The following is a 23,583-nucleotide window of genomic DNA, read 5'->3' as shown; positions in this document are numbered from 1 at the left end:
CAACGACCCTAGGCGCTCTCCGCCCGCAAAACGCGCAGCGCCTCCCGCCGGTCGGCCTGTTCGACCGGGTCCGGCACCGGAAGGGAGGCGAGGAGCCGCTGCGTGTACGCCTGCTGCGGGTTGCCGAGCACCTGCGCTCCCGTGCCCTCCTCCACCAGCTTGCCGCGGTGCAGCACCGCGATGCGGTCGGCCAGCAGGTCGACCACGGCGAGGTCGTGGCTGATGAACAGGGCGGCGAAGCCGAACTCCTTCTGCAGCTCGGCGAACAGCTCCAGCACGCGCGCCTGCACGGACACGTCGAGCGCCGAGGTGGGCTCGTCCGCGATCAGGAGGGTCGGTTCGAGCGCGAGGGCGCGCGCGAGGCTGGCGCGCTGGCGCTGGCCACCGCTCAGCTCGTGCGGGAACCGGTCGCCGTAGCTCTTCGGCAGCTGCACGGCCTCCAGCAGGTCGTCCACCCTGCCCCGCGCATCCGACGGGCTGGATGCTCGCCCGTGCACCACGAGCGGCTCAGCGACACAGTCCGCGATGGTCAGCAGCGGGTTGAAGCTCGACGCCGGGTCCTGGAAGACGAACCCGATGTCGCTGCGGACCGGCTTGAACTGCCGCTCCTTCACGCCGTTCATCTCGATCCCGAGCACGGAGAGGGAACCGCCGGTGACCTTGTTCAGGCCGCCGATGGCACGCCCGATCGTCGTCTTGCCTGACCCGCTCTCTCCCACGAGGCCGAGCACCTCGCCGGCGCGGATCTCGAAGTCGACGCCGTCGACCGCCACGAACCCTGGGCGCCCGAGTCTGCCGGGGTACTGGATGCGCAGGCCGTCCGCCTTGACCACCGGGACGGCCTTCGCCCACTCGTCGCCGCGCGACGCCGCCCTGTCCTGCGTGGACGACAGGCCCTGTCCCACCTTCGGAACGGACGCCAGCAGCTTCTTGGTGTATTCGGCCTGCGGGGACGCGAACAGCGTGCGCGCGTCCGCCTCCTCGACCAGCTTGCCCTGGTACATCACGGCCACCCTGTCCGCCAGGTCGGCCACGACGCCCATGTTGTGCGTGATGAGCACGATGGCGGCGCCGAACTCGTCGCGGCAGCGGCGCAGCAGGTCGAGGATCTCGGCTTGCACCGTCACATCCAGCGCCGTCGTCGGTTCGTCCGCGACGATCAGGCCCGGGTTCAACACCAGGGCCATCGCGATCACGATGCGCTGCTTCTGGCCGCCGGAGAATTGGTGCGGGTAGTACTTGACCCGCTTCTCCGGCTCCGGGATGCCGACGCGTTCGAGAATCTCGATCGCCTGCTGCTGGGCGGCCTTCTTGGAGATGTTGCTGTGGGCGCGCAGGCCCTCCGCGATCTGCCAGCCCACCGGATACACCGGGTTGAGCGCGGTGGACGGCTCCTGGAACACCATCGCGACATCCGTGCCGCGCACCTCGCGGAGCTGGCGCTTGCTGAGGCTGATCACGTCGGCCTCGCTCTGGCCGTCCCTGCTGCGCAGGATGACGGCGCCGGAAGCGGTCGCGGTCTCCGGGAGCAGCCCAAGGATGGTCTTGGCCGTGACGGTCTTGCCGCTGCCGGACTCTCCGACGATCGCCAGCACCTCGCCGGGGGCGACGCGCAGGCTCACGTCGTCGACCGCCTTGACGGCGCCGGCGTCGGTGGAGAACGAGACCATCAGGTTGTCGATCTGTACGACGTCGCTCATGGCTTGACCTCGATTCCGTGTTCGTCGAATGATTCCCCGCCCTCGAGGCCGTCGACCCCGCCCGGTCCGGCGGAGAGCGTGCCCCCGGGGACCACGGAGGTCTCGGCCACCAGGCCGGACGCCTTGGCGACGGCCCTGCGTCCGCGCAGGCGCGGGTCGGCCAGGTCGTTCAGGCTCTCGCCGACGAGCGTGATGCCGAGCACCACCAGCACGATGGCGACGCCGGGGAACACCGAGGTCCACCAGATGCCGCTCGTCACGTCGGACAGCGCCTTGTTGAGGTCGTAGCCCCACTCGGCGGCGGCGGTCGGCTCGATGCCGAAGCCGAGGAAGCCGAGGCCCGCGAGCGTCAGGATCGCCTCCGACGAGTTCAGGGTGAAGATCAGCGGCAGCGTGCGGGTGGAGTTCCGAAGCACGTGGCGGAACATGATGCGGGTGTTGCTCGCACCGACCACCTTCGCGGACTCGACGTACGCCTCCGCCTTGATCCGCACGGCCTCCGCACGGATCACCCGGAAGTACTGCGGGATGAACACGACGGTGATCGAGATCGCCGCCGCCAGGATGCCGCCCCACAGGTTCGACTGGCCGCCCGAGATCACGATGGCCATCACGATGGCGAGCAGCAGAGACGGGAACGCGTAGATCGCGTCGCAGACCACCACGAGCACCCTGTCCAGCCAGCCGCCGAGGTAGCCGGAGACCAGGCCGAGGAAGATGCCGATGAAGATCGACAGGATCACCGCGACGATGATCACCGAGATCGCGGTCTGCGCGCCCCAGATGGTGCGCGAGAACACGTCGTACCCGCCGACGGTGGTGCCCCAGATGTGGGCGCCGTTCGGCGGCTGCTGCGAACCGAACTGGCCGTTCGCATCCCGCAGCTGCGCGAAACCGTACGGCGCGATCAGCGGGGCGAAGATGGCGACCAGGATGAAGATGCCGGTGATGACGAGGCCCGCCACGAGCATCCCGCGCTGCAGGCCGACGCTCTGCCGGAGCTGGTGGACGATGGGCAGCCTGTCCATGATGCTGCGCTTGGCCATCTCAGTACCTCACTCTCGGGTCGATGAGCGCCGCGATCACGTCGACGATGAAGTTCGTGAGCGCCACCACCACAGCGAGCAGGGCGACCATGCCCTGCACGGCGACGAAGTCGCGCGCCTGCAGGTAGTGCGCCAGCTGGAAGCCGAGGCCCTTCCACTCGAAGGTCGTCTCGGTCAGCACCGCTCCGCCGAGGAGCAGCGCGATCTGCAGGCCGATGACCGTGATGATCGGGATGAGGGCCGGCCGGTACGCGTGCTTGCGCACGAGCCGGTACTCGCTCACTCCGCGCGACCTCGCCGCATCCACGTAATCGGTGGAGAGCGTGCCGATCACGTTGGTGCGCACCAGGCGCAGGAAGACGCCGGCGGTGAGCAGGCCGAGGGCGACCGCGGGCAGGATCGCGTGCATGAGCACGTCGCTGACCACGGCGGGATCGCCGGTCTGGAACGCGTCGATCAGGTAGATGCCCGTCTTGTTGGGCAGCAGTTGCATCTCCAGCTCAGAGCTGGTGGATGCGCGGCCTGCGACAGGAAGCCAGTTCAGCCAGATCGAGAACACCAGCTTGAGCAGCATGCCGGCGAAGAACACCGGCGTTGCGTAGCAGAGGATCGCGAAGACGCGGAGGGACGCATCCTGGCCCTTGTCGCGGAAGTACGCGGCGACCATGCCGAGCGGGATTCCGACGATGAACGCGACGATGAGCGCGTAGAACGCGAGCTCCAGCGTCGCCGCCCCGTAGGTGAGCAGGATCTGGGTGACCGGCTGGTGGTCGGTGAAGCTCGTGCCGAAGTCGCCCCTCAGGATCTGCCCGAGGTAGTCGAAGTACTGCACGATGAGCGGCCGGTCGTATCCGGCCTCGTGGATGCGCTGCTGCAGCTGCGCAGGAGGCAGCTTGCCGCCGAGCGCCGCGGTGATGGGGTCACCGGTCGAGCGCATCAGGAAGAAGACGAGGGTGACGAGGATGAAGATCGTCGGGATGATGAGGACGGCACGGACCACGAGGTAACGGCCGAGACCGCCCCCCGATCGTCGCTGCTTCGTCTTCGCTTGTTCTGGCGCGGGCGCTCCGGGCGCGGCCGCACCGGTGACAGTGAATGTCATGGGAGCCAATCGTGGGTGATTCGAGAGCGGGGGCGGACCGCACGATGCGGTCCGCCCCCCGGTTCGGCTAGCCGGCTAGCCTCGGCTGTCAGCCCTTGGAAAGGGCAGCGTAGCGGAACTTGAACGACGGGTCGAGCGTCTTGTCGGTGCCCTTCACGGTCTTTCCGACCACGGCGACCTGTGCGCCCTGCAGCAGCGGCAGAGTGGACAGGTCGGCTCCGACCTTCGCCTGGATCTCTTCGATCAGCTTGGTGCGCGCGGCGGCGTCGGTCTCACCGAGCTGCTTCTCGATGAGGGCCTGGACCTCCGGGTTGTCGTAGTGGTTCGCAAGGAAGTTCTCCTTGATGAAGAACGGCGACAGGTAGTTGTCCGCGTCGGAGTAGTCCGGGAACCAGCCGAGCTGGTATGCCGGGTACACGTCGGCGGTGCGGTCCTTGGAGTACTGGACCCACTCGGTGGACTGCAGGTTGACCTTGAACAGGCCGCCGGCTTCCAGCTGCTCCTTCACCAGGGCGTACTCGTCACCGGAGGACGGGCCGTAGTGGTCGGGGCTGTACTGGAGGTTCAGCGCGACGGGCGTGGTGACGCCTGCTGCCTGGAGGGCCGCCTTCGCCTTGTCGAGGCTCGGTCCGCCGTTCCCGTCGCCGTAGAGGTCCTTGAGCACGGTGGTCGCGCCGGTCAGGCCCTGGGGCACGTAGGAGTAGAGCGGCGTGTACGTGTCCTTGTACACCTGCTTGGCGATGGTCTCGCGGTCGACCAGGTCGGCTGCCGCCTGACGGACGGCGAGCGACTTCTTCGCGTCGGCCTCCGGCGTGGTCGCACCGTACGGCATGGTGTTGAAGTTGAACACGATGTAGCGGGTCTCGCCACCCGGTCCCTTCACGACCTTGACGTTCTTGTCGCCGGAGAGGCTGTCGATGTCCGTCGCCGTGAGGCTGCGGAACGCGACGTCGATCGCGCCCTTCTGGATGTCGAGCTTCAAGTTGGACGACTCGGCGTAGTACTTGACGTTCACCTTGTCGGTGGCCGCCTTGCCGAGGAGACCCTTGTAGTCCGGGTTCGCCTTGTACGCGATCAGGTTGTTGAAGTCGTAGCTGGTGATGTCGTACTGACCGGCGAACGCGTGGCCCTTGACGATGGTCTGGTCCGGCGTCACCTTGTCGGCGGAGAAGACCTGCTCGTCGACGATCGGGCCGGCCGGGCTGGACAGCACCTGCGCGAAGGTCTGGTCGTTGGCGATCTTGAGCTTGAACACGACCGTGGTCTTGTCCGGCGTCGAGACGCTGTCCAGGTTCGCCAGCAGCGAGGCCGGGCCGTTCGGGTCGTTGATCTTCTTCTGACGGTCGAAGGTGAACTTGACGTCGGAGGAGGTCAGGTCGTGGCCGTTCGCGAACTTGAGTCCGGGCTTCAGCTTCACCGTGTACTCGTTCGGCGAGGTGAAGTCGGCGCTCTCGGCGATGTCGGGCTTCACATCCGGGCTGCCGTACGGCGAGTTCAGGAGGAACGGGTAAACCTGGTTCATCACGGCGAACGAACCGTTGTCGTACGAACCGGCCGGGTCGATCGAGGTGATCTTGTCCGTCGTTCCGATGGTCAGTGCTCCACCGCCGCCGCTGGAGCCGTTGTTGTTGCTCCCTGAACAGCCGGCGAGCACCAACGCCGTCGCCGCGAGTGCGGCGGACACGGCCAGCAGGCGCTTGCCGCTGATGTGTGCGGATCTCATATCCGAGTACCTCTTCCTGGTGTGGGGTCACCGACTCGGCGCGCAGAGATCTGCAGCTGTGCCGAATCGCGTAGGTATGTCCTAACACGAAATGCGCGCGATCGAGGAATCCTGCTGCACTTCGTAGCGAGATCTTTACGTTAGTGCAACATAACTGCGCTCATGCGCGCACCCTGCACAGTAATCGAGCTTTTGTGCCCTATTCTCCGCGCAACCGCATGCGCTCGGCGTCGATCGATGCCATCGCCACCTGGAGGGAGCGTCGCAGCTCGACCTCCTGCTGGTCGGTGCGGGCGAGACGGTTGGTCAGCTCCGCCTTCTCCCTGAGCAGGTCGCGGTCGATCAGGCCGTCGACGATCGAGCGGGCGTAGCGCGACACGTCGCCCGCCGCCTGCGGGAGGGCGGCGACGGCAAGGGCGTTCACGGTGGGACCGTAGCCCTGCGGGACCTCCGCCATCACCCTGTCGACCCAGCCAGGATCGGTCATGGTCGTGAGCTGGCTGGCGATCGCATCTCGGATCACGGCGTGCGTCGGATTCACGAACGGCACCTGCACGGCGCGGGCGGCTCGCTCCTGGCCGACCTCGGCGGGTAGCTGCAGCATGACCATCAGGGACTCGCGCTCCGTGCGCTGGGTGGGGTCGCGGAGGTCGGCCTGCTGCACGACCGGTATGGATGCTGCTCCGTCGGCCTGGCCGTTGCCCGCGCCGTTCGCGTTGCCGCTGCCGCCCTGACCGTTGCCCGCCTGGCCGCGGTCGGCCTGGCCGCGCTGCTCAGCCCTCTGCTCTCCCCTGCGGGCCGCCTGGACGGCGCGGAGGGTGTCCTGCAGGTCGGCGCCGGAGAGCCGGGCGAGTTCGCGGGCGTAGCCGTTCTGCGACGCTGGGTCGCGGATGGTGGCGACGATGGGCGCCCCGCTGCGCATGGCGGAGGTGCGGCCCTCGACGGTGTCCAGGTCGTACTTCTCGACGACCTGCCTGATCATGAACTCGAACATCGGCTTCTTGGCGTCGATCATCCGGCGCACGGCGTCGTCGCCCTTGGCGAGGCGCAGGTCGCAGGGGTCGAGGCCCTCCGGACCGACGGCGACGTAGGTCTGGGCGGAGAACCGCTGCTCTTCGCCGAACGCACGCGTCGCCGCTTTCTGGCCGGCCGCATCCGGGTCGAAGGTGAAGATGACGGAGCCCTGGCTGTTGTCGTCGCCCATGATGCGCCGGATGACCTTGATGTGGTCGACGCCGAACGCGGTTCCGCAGGTGGCGACGGCGGTGGTGATGCCCGCGAGGTGGCAGGCCATCACGTCGGTGTAGCCCTCGACGACGACCACCTGGTCGAGCTTGGACACGTCCCGTTTGGCGAGGTCGAGGCCGTAGAGCACCTGGGCCTTCTTGTAGACCGGCGTCTCCGGGGTGTTGAGGTATTTGGGGCCCTTGTCGTCGTCGAGCAGACGGCGCGCGCCGAACCCGATGGTCTGGCCGGTGACATCCCGGATGGGCCAGATCAGCCGCCCGCGGAACCGGTCGTAGACACCGCGGTCGCCCTGGGAGACGAGACCGGCGGTGGTGAGCTCCTCCGTGGTGAAGCCTTTGCTGCGCAGGTGCTTGGTGAGTTCGTCCCAGCTCTTGGGCGCGAAGCCGACCCCGAACCGGCCGGCGGCGATGGCGTCGAAGCCGCGCTCGCCGAGGAACCGGCGGCCGATCTCGGCCTCCGGAGAGCCGAGCTTGCTGCGGAAGAACTCCTCAGCAGCTCCGTTGGCGGCCAGGATGCGCGCCCGGTTGCCGTGCTCGGACGGTCCGCCCGTGCCGTCTTCGTAGCGCAACTGGTAGCCGATGCGTGCCGCCAGCCGCTCGACGGCCTCGGTGAACGAGACGTGGTCCAGCTTCTGCAGGAACTCGTAGACGTCGCCGCCCTCACCGCAGCCGAAGCAGTGGTACCGGCCGACGGCAGACCGGACGGTGAAGCTGGGACTCTTCTCGTCGTGGAACGGGCACAGCCCCTTCAGCGATCCGACGCCGGCGGACTTGAGGCTCACGTAGTCGCCGACGATGTCGGCGATGTTGGTGCGGGCTTTGACCTCTTCGATGTCACTCTGTCGAATTCGGCCGGCCATACAACGATTCTAGTGATCCGCGCCGACTCTCCTGTCGCGTCGCTGTCAGTCGCGCTGCTTGGACCGCTTCCGCGTGTTCTGCGCGATCTCGATGATGGCCACAAACACTTCGATCCCGACCCTCAGCAGCAGCACGCTCAGCATGGCGCCGACAAGCGTGATGATGACGCCGAACAGGAACACGAACGCGCCGACGACGGAGTGCGTGCCGATGGCGAGCGTGAGGCTGTAGATCAGCGACAGCAGCGTGCTCAGCCCGATCAGCACGAGCCCGACGACGTAGACGGGCCCTGCCAGCTTCCTGGTGACGTAGTTCGTGAACGTGAAGTCGAACAGCGACGAGAAGAACCGGGTGTCATCGAGCCGGTCGGCGAAGTCGGTGACGGTGCGGCCGTGCGGGGCGGAGGATGCGGAGCCCGCGCCCGAGCCCGGGGTGGGCGGCGGGTAAGTGCCGCCGGTGGGGCCGGTGGGAGGGATGGGTGGAGCCGGAGGGGCGGGAGGTGTGGTTCCCGCGGTGAAGGTCGGCTCGGCTGCGGCCGCCTCCGGGAGACGGACGGTCTCAGCGGTGGCAGTCGGTTCGGCGGCCGCGGTCGGTTCGACGGCCGCGGTGGGACTTACCACCGGCGTTGCTTCGACAGCGGTGGTGTGCTCAACGGTCGCCGTGGGCTCCATCACCGCAGTGGGGTCGACAGCACTCGGGGCAGGCTGGTCGGCAGCGGCGGGCGCGTCGGCACCTGGAGCACTGGTCGCGGATGGCGAAGCCTCAGCCGCGGACAGCGGCTCGACGGGCGACGACGAGGTGTCGGCGATGGGGTTCGCGGCGCCGAGCGCAGCATCCATGATCGAGGGAGCCTCGCCCTGGGGCGCAGCTGGAGCCGGCTTGTTCGCGGCGGCACGCCTCGTGCGCGTGGCGGACGGCACCTTCGCGGCCGCAGGCTTCGCCGTGGAAGGTTTCGCCGTTGCGGACTTCGCGGTAGCCGGCTTCGCGCCTGCGGATTTCGCAGCCGCGGAGGCTTTCGCGCCGGTGGCCGGTCTGGCCGACGAGGCACGCGGCGTGGTGGTCTTCGTGACCGGAGTCGGCGGCGTCACCGTCGACGGCGTCGTCGGCTCGGGCGCGCCCGCCGCCGGCGTCGTCGCCTTCGGCGTAGTTGCGCGCGGGGACCGGGGTGCACGCTTGGCGGGCGCCGGGGTGGTGGCATCGGGTGGGGTCGGCTGGTCGCCGTCCGCCGGGGGTAATGGGGTGCTCATCTTTTCCTCTCGATGCCGAGAACACCAGCATTCTGCACTGGGGTCGGCGTTTCAAGCCCGCTGAGTGAACTCATCGGCGACTCAGTGCTGCACCAGCCGTTCGTACCAGCTGAGGGCGGACTGGTCAGTGAGGCTGGCGACCTGGTCGACGATCACGCGTTTGCGCTGGGTGTCGTCGTCCGCGTCCTTCCAGTCCTCGGCGAAGCCGGGGTCCAGTTCGGCCGGTCCGCGCGAGTAGAGCAGGTCGGCGAGGGTGGTGAGGATCTGGCGCTGTTGCGCGTAGATCGGCTGCCGGGTGTTCCGTGACATCACGAACGTGGCGACGATGCCCTTGAGCACCGCGATCTCGGCCTGGATGGCGGACGGGACGACCACGTCCGCACCGAACCGGATGAGGTCCGTGCTGCCCGACGTCTCCTTCGTGGCGTGCACAGCGGCGTGGGCGAACCGGCCGATCAGCTGGCTGGTGAGGTTCTTCAGCCTGGCCTGCGACCGGCGGCTGCCGTCCCACCCGTCGAGCCAGATGTCGAGGTTGTCGAGCCGGTCGAACGCCGCGATCAGCTCGTCGTGGCTGAACTCTCCGCCGATCCAGTCGTACATCGAGCGCACCAGGTCGTCGTGGTCGACCCTGCTGCCGAGGGCGGCGACGTCGATGTAGCCGTTCACAACGGCGTCTTCGAAGTCGTGCACCGAATACGCGATGTCGTCGCTGAGGTCCATCACCTGGGCCTCGATGCAGCGCACGCGATCGGGTGCGCCGGCGCGCATCCACTCGAACACCGCGCGGTCGTCGGCGTAGAAGCCGAACTTGGCTCTGCCGCTCGGGTCGGCGACGGAGGAGCTGTCGGGCCACGGGTACTTGCAGCTGGCGTCGAGGCTGGCCCTGGTGAGGTTGAGCCCGTATGGCCGGCCGTCGCGGCCGAACACCTTGGGCTCCAGCCTGCTGAGCAGCCGCAGCGTCTGCGCGTTGCCCTCGAAGCCGCCGATGTCGTCGGCCCAGCTGTTGAGCGCGCGCTCGCCGTTGTGACCGAACGGCGGGTGGCCGATGTCATGCGCGAGGCAGGCGGTGTCGACGATGTCTGGATCGAGACCGAGACTGTTGGCCAGCTCCCGGCCCACCTGGGCGACTTCGAGCGAGTGCGTCAGCCGGTTCCTGGCGAAGTCGAGCCCGGCGGTCGGACTGAGCACCTGCGTCTTCGCCGCCAGCCGCCGCAGCGCGCTGGAGTGCAGCAGGCGCGCGCGGTCGCGCGCGAAGTCGCTGCGCCTGCTCGAGTGCTGCTCGGGCAGCCAGCGCTCACGGTCGTGCTCGCTGTACCCGGACGCCTCCGCCACCTGGCCGGACGCGCGGCCCTCGTGACTGTCGTGACTGTCGTGACTGTCGTGACCGTTGCCGTGACTGTGGCCCGCGCCGTGCCCCACCGGACTATCCACCACTGTTGTGCACCTCCGCGTCGGCGACCTCTGCGCGCTCGAACCCGTCGAGGTCGCGGCTGGCGAGCCAGCCGTCCGGCAGCGCCGGCTTCTTCGGGGTGCCTGCGCGGCCGCGCTGGCCCTCTGCCGCCTCTCCCGGGTACTCCTGATCCCAGTCGAGCGTGGCGAGGAGGTCGTCGAGGTGCGCGAGCGTGTCGACCGTGGCGAGGCTCGCCCGCAGGTCGCCGCCCACCGGGTAGCCCTTGAAGTACCAGGCGACGTGCTTGCGGATGTCGCGGCAGCCCCGCTCCTCGCTGTCGAAGAATTCGACGAGCAACTCGGCGTGCCTGCGGAACGTCGCGGCGACCTGTCCGAGCGAGGGATGCGCCTGCGCCCGCTCCGCCTCGGCGGCGTCGATCTGCCCTGCCCGGGCGCGGAACGCCGCGGCGAGGTCGCCGAACAGCCACGGCCGGCCGAGGCAGCCGCGCCCGACGACGACACCGTCGCACCCGGTCTCCTCGACCATCCGGATGGCGTCTGCCGCCGACCAGATGTCGCCGTTGCCGAGCACGGGGGTGCCGGTGATGGTCTCTTTGAGTGTGGCGATGGCGGACCAGTCCGCGTGGCCGGAGTAGAACTCCGCGGCCGTCCTGGCGTGCAGCGCGATGGAGGCGACTCCCGCGCCCTCAGCGGCCTTCGCCGCTTCGAGGTAGGTGAGGTGGTCGCTGTCGATGCCCTTGCGCATCTTGACCGTGAGCGGGATGGACCCGGCCGCCTCCACAGCTCCCTCGACGATCTCGCGGAACAGTCCGAGCTTCCACGGCAGTGCAGCTCCCCCACCCTTGCGGGTGACCTTGGGCACAGGGCAGCCGAAGTTGAGGTCGATGTGGTCGGCGCGATCCTCAGCGACCAGCATGGTGACCGCCTCGCGGACGGTCTTCGGGTCGACCCCGTAGAGCTGGATGGAGCGCGGCGTCTCCGACTCGTGATGGGTGATCAGGCGCAGTGATTCCGGGGTGCGCTCGACGAGGGCGCGCGAGGTGATCATCTCGCTCACGTAGAGACCGGCGCCGAATTCGCGGCAGAGCCTGCGGAACGCGGTGTTCGTGATCCCGGCCATCGGCGCCAGCACGACGGGCACGTCGAGGGCCAGCGGACCGATGGTCAGCTGTGGCGCGTGGCTTATCGTTGCTGTAGTAGACATTTCCCCAATTCTCCCAGATAGAGCGGAGCAGCATGACCGACGGAGCAGAAGCTGTGGAGAATCACGGCGGAGACGCGGCTGTGCAGGGCGACGGAGCAGGCACCGCACCCACCGGCCGGGCCCGCGTCGAGGCCGACGCCGCAGCGCGCGGGGTCAGCATCCGGGTCGTCGAGCGTCCCGCCGCCCGCAGTCTGGAGGAAGCGGCCCAGCTGCTCGGCATCGAGCCGTCCGACATCGTCAAGACCCTGGTGGTCAAGCGCAGCGACGACACCTTCGTGTTCGCGCTGGTGCCCGGCGGCCGCAAGATCTCCTGGCCCAAGCTGCGCGCCGTGCTGCACGTCAACAAGCTGCAGCTTCCGGATGCGGCGGTCGCCCTCGAAGCGACGGGCTACGAGCGCGGCACCATCACCCCGTTCGGCTCCACCACCGCGTGGCCGGTCGTCGCGGACACGAGCATCCAGGGCCGCACCGTCTCGATGGGTGCGGGCGAGCACGGATACTCGCTCTTCGTCGACGCCGACGACGTGGTCGCCGCATACGCGGCGACCGTCGCCGACATCACAGACCCGGAGTGACCATCACAGACCCGGAGTGACCTGACCGGTCGCGCCGGGGACGAGGCACGAATCGCCCTCGCAGGCGGCGGCGTTCACGTCGCCGAACGCGATCAGCGGGAACTTCGGGGCGTCCGAAGCGGTCGCCTCGACGGGCTCCGCCGCGCTCACGCCGTGACCTCCGCGCGCTCGGTCCAGACCTGTTCGAGCACCTGCGCGAACGTGGCCGCGTCCTGCGCGCCGGAGACGCCGTAGCGTCCGTCGATCACGAAGAACGGGACGCCCTGGATGCCGTACTCCTGCGCAAGCGCCTGGTCGCCGCGCACGTCGGAGAGGAACTCCTCCGATTCCAGCGCTGCGACGGCCGCCGCGCGGTCGAGTCCGACCTCTGCGGCGAGGTCGGCCAGGTCGTCGATCCTGCCGACGTGGCGTCCCTCCACGAAGTACGCCTTGAACAGGCGCTCCGCGAGCTCGAGCTGCTTGCCGTTCGCCTTGGCGAAGTGCAGCAGCTCGTGCGCCTTGACGGTGTTGGTGTGCTTGAGGACGTCGAAGTCGTAGTCCAGGCCCACCGACGACGCGATGCCGGTGACGCGCTCCAGCATCTGCGTCACCTGCTCGGCCTGCATGCCCTTGTGCCCGGCGAGGAAGTCGATCTCGCTGCCGTCGAAGTCGACGGGGGTGTCCGGAGAGAGCTCGAAGGAGTGGTACTCGACCTCGACGGCGCGGTCGTCGCCGCCACCGGCGAACAGGCCGCTCCCCGCTTCGAATTTGCGCTTGCCGATGTAGCACCACGGGCAGGCGATGTCGGACCAGATGTCGATCTTGATGGGTTCACTCACACCAGGGCCAACGGATGCGGTCACGCCTTCATTCCCGGAGCATCCACTGCCCCGCCGAAGCGCCGGTTGCGGCTGGCGTAGATGTCGACGGCGTTCCACAGGTCCGTGCGGCTGAAGTCCGGCCAGAGCGTGTCGAGGAAGACCATCTCGGCGTACGCGCTCTGCCACAGCATGAAGTTGCTCGTGCGCTGCTCCCCCGAACTGCGCACGAACAGGTCGACGTCGGGAAGGTCGGGCGCGTACAGGTGGCGCTGGATGCTCTTCTCGCTCACCGCGGACGGCTTGAGCCTGCCAGCGGCCACCTCCTCGGCGATGCTGCGCACCGCATCCGCGATCTCGGTGCGGCCGCCGTAGTTGACGCACATGGTCAGGGTGAGTACGTCGTTCCCCGCGGTCAGCTGCTCGGCGAACTGCAGCTCCTTGATCACCGACGACCAGAGCCGCGGCTTCCTGCCCGCCCAGCGCACCCGCACTCCCCACTCGTTGAGCTGGTCGCGGCGGCGGTGCAGCACATCCCGGTTGAAGCCCATCAGGAAGCGCACCTCGTCGGGCGACCGTTTCCAGTTCTCCGTCGAGAACGCGTAGACGCTGAGGTGCTTCACGCCGAGCTGGATGGCGCCGGCGACGACGTCGAGCAGCGACGCCTCCCCGGCCTTGTGGCCTTCGATCCTGGTGAGCCCTCTGCCGTTCGCCCAGCGTCCGTTGCCATCCATCACGATGGCGACGTGGTTGGGCACCGCCGCGGCGGGGATCGCGGGCGGGTACAGGCCGGTCCAGTCCAGCGGGCGGAACTCCACCGCATCCTTGTGCGTGTAAGGCTTGGGGCTCATCCGTTCGCTTTCCGTTCGTGCTGCACGTGCTGGAGCGAGCGCAGGCCGCGCTCCAGGTGCCACTGCGTGTACGCGGCGACCACGCCGCTCGCCTTCGACCGCGTTGCGTCGTCCGTCTCGTCCGCCGAGGCCCAGTCCCCGGTGAGGAGGGCGCCGAGCAGCGCGATGGTCTGCGCATCCAGCCGGGGAGCGCCCTGCGGGGCGCAGTCGTCGCAGACCACGCCACCGAGCTGCACGACGAGGTGGTCGTGCGGTCCCGGCGCCCCGCAGCGCGAGCAGTCGAGGAAGCTCGGCGCCCAGCCGGCGAGCGACAGCGCGCGCAGCAGGTAGGAGTCGAGAGTCAGGGATGCGCCGTGCTCGCGCTTGGACAGCGACCGCAGGGCGCCGACCAGCAGGAGGTACTGCTGCAGGGACGCCTCCGCCTCGGTGAGCCTGTCCGCCGTCTCCACCATTGCGTTCGCCGCCGTGTAGCTGGCGTAGTCGTCGGCGATCAGCGCGCCGTACGCTCCGAGCGACTCGGCCTGGGTGACCACATCCAGGCTGCGGCCCTCGTAGAGCTGCACGTCGGCGACCATGAACGGCTCCAGCCGCGACCCGAACTTGGATGCGGTGCGCCGCACGCCCTTCGCGACCGCACGGACCTTGCCGTGCTGCCGGGTGAGCATGGTGACGATGCGGTCGGCTTCCCCCAGTTTGTGGGTGCGGAGCACGACGGCTTCATCACGGTAGACAGGCACACTCCAGTATCCCGCGTAACGCCGACAGTCCCGTCAAGCCGCGCATGGTAGAAGTGACCTATGAGCACGACGGCCTTCACGATTCCGCTGTGGGCCGACCTGGTGGCCGTCGGCGTCGGCAGTCTGCAGGGTGCGATGTTCGCCTCCGGGTTCCGCGACCGCAAGCTCGACCTGCTGGGCGTCGCCATCATCGGCGTCGCGACCGGCGTCGGCGGTGGTCTGCTGCGCGATCTGCTGCTGGTCACCCGGCCCGTCGCGCTGCTCTCCAACTGGTACCTGCTGACCACCGTCGTCGCCGCACTGCTCGGGATGCTGCTCATCCGGCTGTTCCGGAGGCTCGACCCGATCATCACCTTCCTCGACGCGCTCACCATCGGGCTGTTCGGCGCGATCGGTGCGAGCAAGGCGCTCGCGCTCGGGCTGCCGGAGGTGCCGGCGGTGTTCGTCGGCGTGGTGTCCGCGGTGGGCGGGTCGATCCTGCGCGACATGCTGCTGAACCTGCCGATCGCGCTGATGCACGTCGGCTCGCTCTACGCCGTCGCCGCGGGTGCGGGCACGGTGGTGCTCGTGGTCCTGGTGGATCTGGGCGTGCCGCTCACGGTGGCCGCGGCGGTCTGCGTCGCCGTCACCCTGGTGATCCGGCTGCTGGCGGTGCGGTTCGGCTGGAGCCTGCCCGAGCAGCGCGAGCTGGGGCGCATCCCCCGTCCGCGCTGGCCGCGCATCCCGCTCGGCCGTCGCACCGCAGAAGCCCGCACCGCCGAGCGCACAGAGACCGGCTCGATCCCCCGCTACAAGCTCGACCGCCACGACTGACGCCCGACGCAATCGAGTCCGAAGTTGTTCACGGTCACGACCGGCGTGTCGCGTGAATAACTTCGGACTCGATTGTGTGTGTGAGCGGGCGGGTGGGGGTCAGGCGGAGACGAGGTCGGCGGGGGCCGCGGAGCCGGAGGTGGCGCGGATCGCGCGGTTGACGGCGGAGACGACGGCCTTGAAGGAGGCGGTGGTCGTGTCCGCGTCGATTCCGACGCCCCAGAGGCGGGTGCCGTCGACGTCGACCTCGACATAGGCGGCGGCCAGAGCGGACTCGCTCGCGGACAGCGTGTGCTGCGAGTAGTCGTACAGGTGCACGTTGATGCCTCGGTCGTTGAGGATGTCGAAGAACGCCGCGATCGGGCCGTTGCCTTCGCCGGATGCCTTGGAGACGGTGTCCCCGTCGCGCAGCGTCACCGTGAGAGCGACGTGGTCGCCGGTCTCGTTGGTGGTGCTGGTGCTGCCCAGCTCGAAGCGGCCCCACTTGGCGTCCGCGTCGGAGACGGGCGCCGGCAGGTACTCGTCCTGGAAGATGGCCCAGATGTCGTCGCTCGACACCTCTCCGCCCTCCGCGTCGGTCTTCGCCTGCACGACGCCGGAGAACTCGATCTGCAGCTTGCGCGGCAGGTCGAGCGCGTGGTCCGTCTTCAGCAGGTACGCGACGCCGCCCTTGCCGGACTGCGAGTTGACCCGGATGACCGCCTCGTAGCTCCGGCCCAGGTCTTTCGGGTCGACCGGCAGGTATGGAACGGCCCAGACCAGGTCGTCCACCGAAACGCCCTCGCGCTCGGCCTCCGCGGCCATCGCCTCGAAGCCCTTCTTGATCGCATCCTGGTGCGAGCCGCTGAACGCGGTGAACACCAGGTCGCCGCCCCACGGGCTGCGCTCGCCGACCGGCAGCTGGTTGCAGTGCTCGACGGTGCGCTTGATCGAGTCGATGTCGCTGAAGTCGATCTGCGGGTCGATGCCCTGCGTGAACAGGTTCACGCCCAGGGTCACCAGGTCGACGTTGCCCGTGCGCTCGCCGTTGCCGAACAGGCAGCCCTCGATGCGGTCGGCTCCGGCCATGTAGCCGAGCTCGGCGGCGGCGACGGCGGTGCCGCGGTCGTTGTGCGGGTGCAGCGACAGGATGACGTTCTCGCGGTGGTTGAGGTGGCGGGACATCCACTCGATCGAGTCGGCGTAGACGTTCGGGGTGGCCATCTCGACGGTGGCGGGCAGGTTGATGATGACCTTGCGTTCCGGGGTGGGCTCGAAGATCTCGAGCACCTGGTTGCAGATGTCCGCGGCGAACTCCAGCTCGGTGCCGGTGTAGCTCTCGGGCGAGTACTCGTAGTAGATCTGGGTGCCGGGAACCACGGACTCCATCTGACGGCACAGGCGCGCGCCTTCCAGCGCGATGTCGACGATGCCCTGCTTGTCGGTGCGGAAGACCACGTCCCGCTGCAGGATGCTCGTGGAGTTGTAGAGGTGCACGATGGCCTGCTTGGCGCCGACCAGCGATTCGTACGTGCGCTTGATGAGGTGCTCTCGGGCCTGGGTCAGCACCTGGATGGTGACGTCGTCCGGGATGGCGCCCTCTTCGATGAGGCTGCGCACGAAGTCGAAGTCGGTCTGGCTGGCCGACGGGAAGCCGACCTCGATCTCCTTGTAGCCCATCCGGACCAGCAGGTCGAACATGATGCGCTTGCGCTCGGGGCTCATCGGGTCGATGAGGGCCTGGTTGCCGTCGCGCAGGTCGACGGCGCACCAGCGCGGCGCGACCGTGATGCGGTTGTCCGGCCAGGTGCGATCGGGCAGCTCCACCCGAATCTGCTCATGGAACGGGCGGTATTTGTGGATCGGCATGGCGCTCGGCGCCTGAGTGTTCTTCATGGTCTGTCTTCTCCTCGCGAGGTGTGGTGGAGAGCCAACGACGAACTCCGCGACGAGTGAGGCCCAGAACTAGGACTCGTCGCGGCAGCTAAGGAGGAGCAGACCGTACACAGAAACAAGCGTAGCACGGGCCCCGGAGCGTGGAACGGCCGCCTCGGTCAGCTCCGTCCGCTGGCCAGCGCCACCGCCTGCCGCACCGACAGCTGCGGCAGGTATGCGCGCACCAGCGCGATCCCGATGGCGGGAAGAGCGACAGGATCCGGGTACGCCATGATCAGCGGGTGCAGCTCCGGCTGGAACTTCCGCTTGAACTTCAGCAGCGACCGGAACCCGTACACCGGCTCCAGCGAAACGCTCAGGAAGTTCAGGATGCGGTCCATGCCGCGCGCATCCGCCTCGCCTCCCGCCGCGGTGTGCGCGAGCGGCGCGGCGGACAAGCTCATGAACTCGACCCCCTCGTCGCGCATCCGGGTGGCGGCCTCGGCGATCAGGAACTCCATCACACCGTTGATGCTGCCGGGGCGCCTGCGCATGAAGTCGAGGGTCCAGCCGACCACGAGCCCGTCGCGGTAGCTGGGCAGCCAGCTGGTCACTGCTTCGATCCTGCCCGCCTCGTCGACGGCGAGCATCAGCATCACGGCCGGGTCGCGGAGTTCGTCGAGGCCGCCGAGGGTGAAGCCCATCTCCGGCAGGTCCTTCTCGGCAACCCACTGCTCGGAGATGTCGGAGAGCTGCACGGCGGCGCTGAGCGGCAGAGCCTGGAACGTGGTCCACTCCGCCCGGATGCCCGCCCGCTGCGCCCGGTTGATGGAGCTGCGGACGTCCTGCCACTTCTTGCCGGTGGTCTCCCACTGCTGCGGGCGGATGACGGTCTCCTCCGCCACCACCATCGTCGACCAGCCCATCTCGTCGAAGAGCGGCTGCAGGCCGGCGTCCACGCTGTAGAAGACGGGCGTCCAGCCGTTGTCGTCGCAGAACCGGGCGAACCGGTCGATGGAGCGGTCGTGCGGGGGCTGCCCGCCGAATGGGCCTCCCAGGGTGATGGCGACCCTGCCAACCACCCGGTACGCGATGGCCCGGCCGTCGACGGGGTCGAACCAGTAGTCGTTCCCCGGCCAGGTGGCCATGAACGAGATCGGGTCTCCCCCGCCGCGTTCGAGCAGGCTGCGCACGCGGCCGGCGTCCGTCGCCCCCTTGCGCCAGGATGCGCGGCCGCGCATCACGGGCAGGGCGCCGAGGATCACGATGAGCCAGAACACGGTGCCGATGTTGCGGTAGACGAAGATCGCGAGCGGGGTGGTCGGCAGGTACTGCACGGGCTCCCTGCGCAGGAAGCTGACGGGCACGAACCGTTCGAGCACATCGTCCAGCAGGTCGCTCAGGTCGAGCGGCCTGGTGAACCCGGTGTCCTTCTGCAGGTAGCCGATGAGCACGTAGAGCCCGGCGAGCACGACGCCGGAGACCAGCACCGTGAGCACGTAGCGGCGCACGCTCTTCGCCGGCGGACGCACAGGGAAGTGCTGCCGGAAGGCGATCAGCAGGATGGCGATGGCGAGCGGCAGCAGTGCCGAGAGCGCCAGGATCGCCGTCACCTCCCAGTAGCGGGCGCCGACGTGCGGCCGCGGCGCTGCGCCGAGCGGGAGGATGCCGAAGTAGAGCGCGGAGAGCAGGGCGAGCAGCGCGTTCACCGCGACGGCGAGCCAGAGTGCGAAGCGGTTGCCGCGCAGCAGACCGTATGCGGCGACCAGCAGCACGAGGAGCGGGAGCACGGAGAGCAGGATCGGGCCGAGCCCGTTGATCCGCTCGATGGTGAGGTCGTGGACGCACTGCCTGGTCACGGCGAACGCCTGGCAGCGTTCGAGGAGGGAGCCGCGGTCCGGCACGTCGGAGGTGAACAGCAGCGCGATCGGCGACAGCAGACCGTAGCGCGAGGTGGTGAGCAGTCCGATCACCGGCCCGACCGCGGTGATCGTGACGGCGGACGCGAGCAGCACCCGGATCTCGTGGTGTGAACTGCGCACCCAGCCGGCGAGCCGTGCCCCCGGCCGCAGCAGCACGCCGAGCCCCAGCCCGGCGAGCACGGCCAGCAGCCGGTAGACGTCGGACGGCATCCCGGAGTAGAGCACGTACATCACCGCGATCAGCACGGTCAGCACCCGGATGCGCCTCCGCCAGAGGGCGCCGGCGAACGCACTCGCGGTCATGATCGTGCCGCCGAGGGCGGTGAAGACGTCGAGCACGACGAGGTTGTGGACGTTGCGCGCCCACATCTCCCCCGTCGTGGAGGCGAGCAGCTGCAGAGCGACGCCGCCGACCGTCCCGACCACAGCGGTGGCGAAGTACGCCAGCGCCGTCCGCCAGGTGCCCATCAGCTGCTCGGCGGCCCCGACCAGCACGACGGTGAGGATGAGCGCCACGATCAGCTCGGCGAGGTCGTCGGTGAACAGCACGGAGGTGATCGAGGTCCACCAGTGCCCGTCGATGAGCGGGCCGGGCCCGGTGCCGAGCCAGATGTGCAGCGGGCGCCGAGGGCCGTGGATGGGGCCGGTGACGAGGGCGAGCACGAGGATCAGCCCGGTCATCGCCGTGGTGAACGGGTGGGTCGCGATCAGTGCGCCCGTGCGCCGGCCGAGCCTGCCGAGCCGTGCGGATGCGTCCTTCACGAGGTGAGTCCCATCTGCGCCGCGATGAGCGGGAAGCCGTACTGCAGGGTGTGACGCACCGTGTTCCAATCGTGGGCCGTTCCCGGCGAGATGAGCAAGGTGGCGCGGACACCGGCCTTCGTCGCGTCCGCCTCCAGGGTACGGGCGAACGCGGTGTACTTCGCGTCGTTCTGGCCGACGCCGAGCACGATGGTCGAGTTGCGGTATGGAGCGTGCTCGGCGAGCTGGTGGGCGGGCTGGGCGTCCTCGAACGCTTGCGCGGACCCGCCGAAGCCCATCCGGATGGTCGTGGCGCGGTCGCCGAGGGTCGGTCCGAGCTCGCTCGACGACGCGAGGGCCGATCCGAACCGCTCCGGATGTCCCGTCGCGAACTGCACGGCGCAGGTGGCGCCCTGCGAGTAGCCGAACACGCCCCAGGCGGCCGGGTCGCTGCTCACCCGGAAGTGCGCCGTGATCCAGGCGGGCACGTCCTTCAGCAGGTAGGTCGCCGAGTTGCCGAACGCTGCCGAGTTCACGCACATCGGGTTGCGCCCAGGGCCGCCGAGCTGGTCGGCCGCCACCACGATGGGCGCGATGCCGTGGTGCTGGGCGGCGAACGCATCCATCGTCTGGTTGATCCGTCCCGCGGTGAACACGTCGGCGGGAGCGCCCGGCTGGCCGGGGAACGCGTAGAGCACGGGAAGCACGGGAGGGTGCGCGGTGAGTGCGGCGGGCGGGAGGTAGACGACGGCCTTACGCGCGGCGAATCCGGACTCGGTGGCCGGGATGCGCACGACGCCGACCTTCCCCTTCGCGGGGATGGAGGCGGGCGGCGTCCAGGTGGAGGCGTAGTCGGTTCCGATGTCCGCCACTTCACCCTTCTCGGCGTGGAAGGACAGCGCCGGGTACGGCACGACGCCGAGCACGTCGTTGAGGTCGCGGTACTCGCCGAAGTCGACGTTGATCCCCGCGCCGGCCGTCAGCACGAAGACCGGGATGCTCAGCACCGCGACGACCTTTCTCCACCAGCGCGAGCGGAAGAGGTTCGCGATGGCGAGCCCGATCCCCGCGAACGCCAGGATCGCCCACATCCTGGTCACGGGGGTGAGCGTCACCCCGAACACGTCGAACACGTCGACGAGCAGCCAGGAGACGAGCCAGCCGATCAGCGCGCCCGCGGCGGCGGAGAGGAGCCCGGCGACGGTGCGGCGCAGCGTCGGCCGCACCAGCAGATAGAGCACGAGGACGGCGGAGAGCACATCGACGGCCACCAGGAACGGCGGCTTGTCGATGCGCAGGGTCATGAGCCAGTTCAGGGCCGTTCCTCTCCAAAAGCATGCAAAGCGGTTCGATTATGGAGCGCTCAGGCTGCGGAAAGCTGTAGCCGGGCTGACATTCAGCCGACTCCGAGGCTTCGCAGCCTGAGCGCTCGTTCAGTCGACCGCCAGGGCGGCGACCGGCGCGACCGCGGTGGCCCGCCGGGTCGGCGCGAGCGAGGCGAGCAGGGCAAGGGCCGCGGCCGCCACCACGATGATCGCGAGGAACGGCCAGGGCAGCACCGGAGCAAGCAGCCCGCCGCCCGGGATGCTCCCCAGCAGCGACTGCGCGCCCACCCAGCCGTACGCCGTGCCGAGCACCAGTCCGGTGACCACGGCCGCGATGGTCAGCTGGGCGCTCTCGGCGAGGATCATCCTGCGCACCTGCGCGGCGCTGAAGCCGAGCGCGCGCAGCAGGCCGAGTTCGCGCCGCCGCTGCAGCACGCTGAGCGACAGGCTGTTGATCACACCGACCCCGGCGATGATCGCCGAGAACCCGACGAGCACGGTGAAGATCAGCATCGTGACCGTGAGGACACTTTCAGCTCCCTCGTACATCCCCGGCTCGTTCTTCGCCGCCTCACGGATCATCTGGAGGTAGGACTGCGCGGCCACCACAAACATGGTGATGAGGGTGACGCCGATGACGAGCCCGATGGTGGTGCGCGAGCTGCGCTCCGGGTTCCTGACCGCGTTCGCGGCGGCGAGCCTGCCCGCCGCTCCCCGGCCGAACAGCAGCCCGACCGCGCGCAGCACGCCCGGCATGAAGAACGGGGCGGAGAGCACGATCCCGGTGAACGACAGCACCCCGCCGGGCAGCGCGATCAGCACACCGTACCCGCTGGCGATCGGGATGCCGCTCGTGGCGAGGACGCCCAGCCCGAGCAGCAGGCCGAACACGAGCAACCCAACGCCGGAGACGAGCAAGACGATCGCGACGACGAGACGACCACGCTGGCGCACAGCGGCGGCCGGACGCTCCTCCGCAGCGCCGAGTGCCTGCACCGGAGTGACCGTGAGCACGCGGCGGCTGCCGACCCAGGAGGCGAGCCAGGTGGTGACGATCACCACGGCGACCGGCGCGAGCAGCGCGGGCGTGATCACCGGATAGAGAACGTCCGGCAGCACCCCGACGGCGACGAAGAGACGCACAGCCGCGAGTGACAGCACCGCCGCAGCGACGCCGCCGATGCTCGCGCCGACGAGTCCAACCGCGAGCCCCTCGCTCGCCACCGAGCGACGCTGCGCGCGGGCGCTCGACCCGATCAGGCGCAGCAGCGCGATGGTCCGCGTGCGGCCGGCGATCACCGTCGCGAAGGTGTTCGTGGTGACAATGGCGCCGACGTAGACGGCGATGATGAAGAACACCCCGGCGACGATCCCGAGGGCGACCCCGACGGCGCCGTGCTCGGCGACCGGGCTGTCGGCGATGTATGCGGACAGCACGCTCGTGGTGGACAGCAGGGCGACGCCGAACGCGGCGCTGAGGGCGGCGACCAGGATGCTCGCGCGGTGGTCGCGGGCGTTCGCGCGGAACGCGGAGAACGGGCGGCTCACGCGTGCTGCTCCATTCCGAGCATGTACGACGAGATCTCTTCCGCTGCTGAGCGTCCGCGCTCGGCGGCGACACGGCCGTCGGCGAGGAACACGATGCGGTCGGCGTAGCTCGCCGCGATGGGGTCGTGGGTGACCATCGCGATGCTCTGCCCGTATGTGCGGCTCGCCTCGGCGAGCAGGGTGAGCACCTCGCGGCCGGTGCGCGAGTCGAGGTTGCCCGTCGGCTCGTCGGCGAAGATCAGGTCGGGGCGGGTGGCGAGCGCGCGCACGATGGCCACGCGCTGCTGCTGGCCGCCGGACAGCTCGTGCGGGCGGTGGGTGAGCCGCGCGCGCAGGCCGAGCGAGTCGATCAGGTGGTCGATCCACTCGCCCTGGGTGCGCGTCGGGCGGCGGCCGTCGAGTTCGAACGGCAACCGGATGTTCGCGGCGACGTCGAGCGTCGGCACCAGGTTGAAGGACTGGAACACGAAACCGACGCGACGGCGCCGCAGGACGGTGAGTTCCGCATCCCCGAGCCGGGTGATGTCGGTGTCACCGAGGAACACCTGGCCGCCGGTGACCGTGTCGAGTCCGGCCATGACGTGCATCAGCGTCGACTTGCCCGATCCGCTCGGGCCCATGATGGCGGTGAAGCGGCCGGCCGGGATGCCGAGCGAGACGCCGTCGAGCGCGTTCACCCGCCCTGCCCCCGAGCCGTACGACTTGGTCGCATCGACCACGCGGGCCACGAGCGGCTCCTCCGGCGGTGTGATCGGCGAGGCGGAGGTGACGGTCTCGGTGGTGATGTTGTCCATACTCACCACGCTAGGGACGCGGGCATGGTCACCGGATCGGGCGGCAGGGCTATCCGCGATCAGCCGGAAGGATGATTCTTGCGCCC

At 69.1% G+C, this 23,583-nt stretch carries 20 protein-coding genes; 3 read left to right on the top strand and 17 right to left on the bottom strand.

Features of this window, described 5'->3' with window-relative positions; all coding sequences use genetic code 11:
* Positions 1–8: 8 nt before the first annotated feature.
* The 6 genes from ACN6M5_RS03720 to ACN6M5_RS03695 all read right to left on the bottom strand — a co-directional run bounded on the left by ACN6M5_RS03720 (position 9) and on the right by ACN6M5_RS03695 (position 8,518).
* Positions 9–1,700: a dipeptide ABC transporter ATP-binding protein gene (locus ACN6M5_RS03720; RefSeq protein WP_434948544.1), complete on the bottom strand. Its 1,692-nt coding sequence runs from the start codon at positions 1,698–1,700 to the stop codon at positions 9–11.
* Complete coding sequence (locus tag ACN6M5_RS03715; protein ID WP_085370855.1) at positions 1,697–2,746, bottom strand: ABC transporter permease; 1,050 nt, start codon at positions 2,744–2,746, stop codon at positions 1,697–1,699. The genes ACN6M5_RS03720 and ACN6M5_RS03715 overlap by 4 nt, the downstream gene beginning before the upstream one ends.
* 1 nt (position 2,747) lies before the next feature.
* Complete coding sequence (locus tag ACN6M5_RS03710; RefSeq protein ID WP_085370856.1) at positions 2,748–3,848, bottom strand: ABC transporter permease; 1,101 nt, start codon at positions 3,846–3,848, stop codon at positions 2,748–2,750.
* A gap of 88 nt (positions 3,849–3,936) precedes the next feature.
* Positions 3,937–5,571, bottom strand: a complete 1,635-nt coding sequence (locus ACN6M5_RS03705; RefSeq protein ID WP_434948543.1) for an ABC transporter substrate-binding protein — start codon at positions 5,569–5,571, stop codon at positions 3,937–3,939.
* A gap of 199 nt (positions 5,572–5,770) precedes the next feature.
* Positions 5,771–7,678, bottom strand: coding sequence for a DNA primase (dnaG, locus tag ACN6M5_RS03700; RefSeq protein ID WP_434948542.1), 1,908 nt, complete (start codon positions 7,676–7,678; stop codon positions 5,771–5,773).
* A 45-nt stretch (positions 7,679–7,723) separates the two neighbouring features.
* A complete protein-coding gene (locus tag ACN6M5_RS03695; RefSeq protein WP_434948541.1) occupies positions 7,724–8,518 on the bottom strand; it encodes a DUF4282 domain-containing protein in 795 nt (264 codons plus the stop codon).
* Between ACN6M5_RS03695 and ACN6M5_RS03690 the strand changes: the two genes are divergently transcribed.
* Positions 8,517–8,990: a hypothetical protein gene (locus ACN6M5_RS03690; RefSeq protein ID WP_434948540.1), complete on the top strand. Its 474-nt coding sequence runs from the start codon at positions 8,517–8,519 to the stop codon at positions 8,988–8,990. The two genes, ACN6M5_RS03695 and ACN6M5_RS03690, sit on opposite strands and share 2 nt — an antisense overlap.
* Before the next feature lie 17 nt (positions 8,991–9,007).
* On the opposite strand, the gene ACN6M5_RS03685 is transcribed toward ACN6M5_RS03690, so the two are convergent.
* Positions 9,008–10,258: a deoxyguanosinetriphosphate triphosphohydrolase gene (locus ACN6M5_RS03685; protein ID WP_168690858.1), complete on the bottom strand. Its 1,251-nt coding sequence runs from the start codon at positions 10,256–10,258 to the stop codon at positions 9,008–9,010.
* Between the two features lie 91 nt (positions 10,259–10,349).
* Positions 10,350–11,540, bottom strand: coding sequence for a tRNA dihydrouridine synthase DusB (gene dusB / locus ACN6M5_RS03680; RefSeq protein WP_434948539.1), 1,191 nt, complete (start codon positions 11,538–11,540; stop codon positions 10,350–10,352).
* A gap of 32 nt (positions 11,541–11,572) precedes the next feature.
* On the opposite strand from dusB, the gene ACN6M5_RS03675 reads away from it, so the two are divergent.
* Positions 11,573–12,115: an aminoacyl-tRNA deacylase gene (locus tag ACN6M5_RS03675; protein ID WP_434948538.1), complete on the top strand. Its 543-nt coding sequence runs from the start codon at positions 11,573–11,575 to the stop codon at positions 12,113–12,115.
* Between the two features lie 3 nt (positions 12,116–12,118).
* Here ACN6M5_RS03675 and ACN6M5_RS03670 read toward each other — a convergent pair whose 3' ends face one another.
* The 4 genes from ACN6M5_RS03670 to recO are packed head-to-tail and all read right to left on the bottom strand — an operon-like array spanning position 12,119 to position 14,500.
* Entirely contained in the window at positions 12,119–12,265 is a 147-nt protein-coding gene (locus ACN6M5_RS03670; protein ID WP_179150879.1) for a hypothetical protein, read from the bottom strand.
* Entirely contained in the window at positions 12,262–12,933 is a 672-nt protein-coding gene (locus ACN6M5_RS03665) for a DsbA family oxidoreductase (RefSeq protein ID WP_168689398.1), read from the bottom strand. The genes ACN6M5_RS03670 and ACN6M5_RS03665 overlap by 4 nt, the downstream gene beginning before the upstream one ends.
* A 20-nt stretch (positions 12,934–12,953) precedes the next feature.
* Positions 12,954–13,763: an isoprenyl transferase gene (locus ACN6M5_RS03660; RefSeq protein WP_085371216.1), complete on the bottom strand. Its 810-nt coding sequence runs from the start codon at positions 13,761–13,763 to the stop codon at positions 12,954–12,956.
* Entirely contained in the window at positions 13,760–14,500 is a 741-nt protein-coding gene (recO, locus tag ACN6M5_RS03655; RefSeq protein ID WP_085371217.1) for a DNA repair protein RecO, read from the bottom strand. Before recO ends, ACN6M5_RS03660 begins: the two co-directional genes overlap by 4 nt.
* Before the next feature lie 60 nt (positions 14,501–14,560).
* Here recO and ACN6M5_RS03650 point away from each other — a divergent pair, with 60 nt between their 5' ends.
* Entirely contained in the window at positions 14,561–15,313 is a 753-nt protein-coding gene (locus tag ACN6M5_RS03650; RefSeq protein WP_434948537.1) for a trimeric intracellular cation channel family protein, read from the top strand.
* 99 nt (positions 15,314–15,412) lie between these two features.
* On the opposite strand, the gene leuA is transcribed toward ACN6M5_RS03650, so the two are convergent.
* The 5 genes from leuA to ACN6M5_RS03625 all read right to left on the bottom strand — a co-directional run bounded on the left by leuA (position 15,413) and on the right by ACN6M5_RS03625 (position 23,497).
* The gene (gene leuA, locus ACN6M5_RS03645; RefSeq protein ID WP_434948536.1) at positions 15,413–17,188 is read right to left on the bottom strand and encodes a 2-isopropylmalate synthase; all 1,776 of its coding nucleotides are present in this window, start codon (positions 17,186–17,188) and stop codon (positions 15,413–15,415) included.
* 158 nt (positions 17,189–17,346) lie between these two features.
* Complete coding sequence (locus tag ACN6M5_RS03640; RefSeq protein ID WP_434948535.1) at positions 17,347–19,851, bottom strand: phosphatidylglycerol lysyltransferase domain-containing protein; 2,505 nt, start codon at positions 19,849–19,851, stop codon at positions 17,347–17,349.
* Positions 19,848–21,134: an alpha/beta hydrolase gene (locus ACN6M5_RS03635; protein ID WP_434948534.1), complete on the bottom strand. Its 1,287-nt coding sequence runs from the start codon at positions 21,132–21,134 to the stop codon at positions 19,848–19,850. The genes ACN6M5_RS03640 and ACN6M5_RS03635 overlap by 4 nt, the downstream gene beginning before the upstream one ends.
* Positions 21,135–21,263: 129 nt before the next feature.
* Positions 21,264–22,703, bottom strand: coding sequence for an ABC transporter permease (locus ACN6M5_RS03630; protein ID WP_085371221.1), 1,440 nt, complete (start codon positions 22,701–22,703; stop codon positions 21,264–21,266).
* On the bottom strand, positions 22,700–23,497 hold the full coding sequence (locus ACN6M5_RS03625; RefSeq protein ID WP_434948533.1) for an ABC transporter ATP-binding protein: 798 nt from the start codon (positions 23,495–23,497) through the stop codon (positions 22,700–22,702). Before ACN6M5_RS03625 ends, ACN6M5_RS03630 begins: the two co-directional genes overlap by 4 nt.
* Between the last annotated feature and the right edge of the window lie 86 nt (positions 23,498–23,583).

The organism is Leifsonia araucanica (assembly GCF_051161895.1).
In the GTDB taxonomy this organism is placed as follows: Bacteria; Actinomycetota; Actinomycetes; order Actinomycetales; family Microbacteriaceae; genus Leifsonia.
The sequence above is the reverse complement of the archived record's forward strand: the minus strand, read 5'-3'. Positions and strand labels throughout refer to the sequence as shown.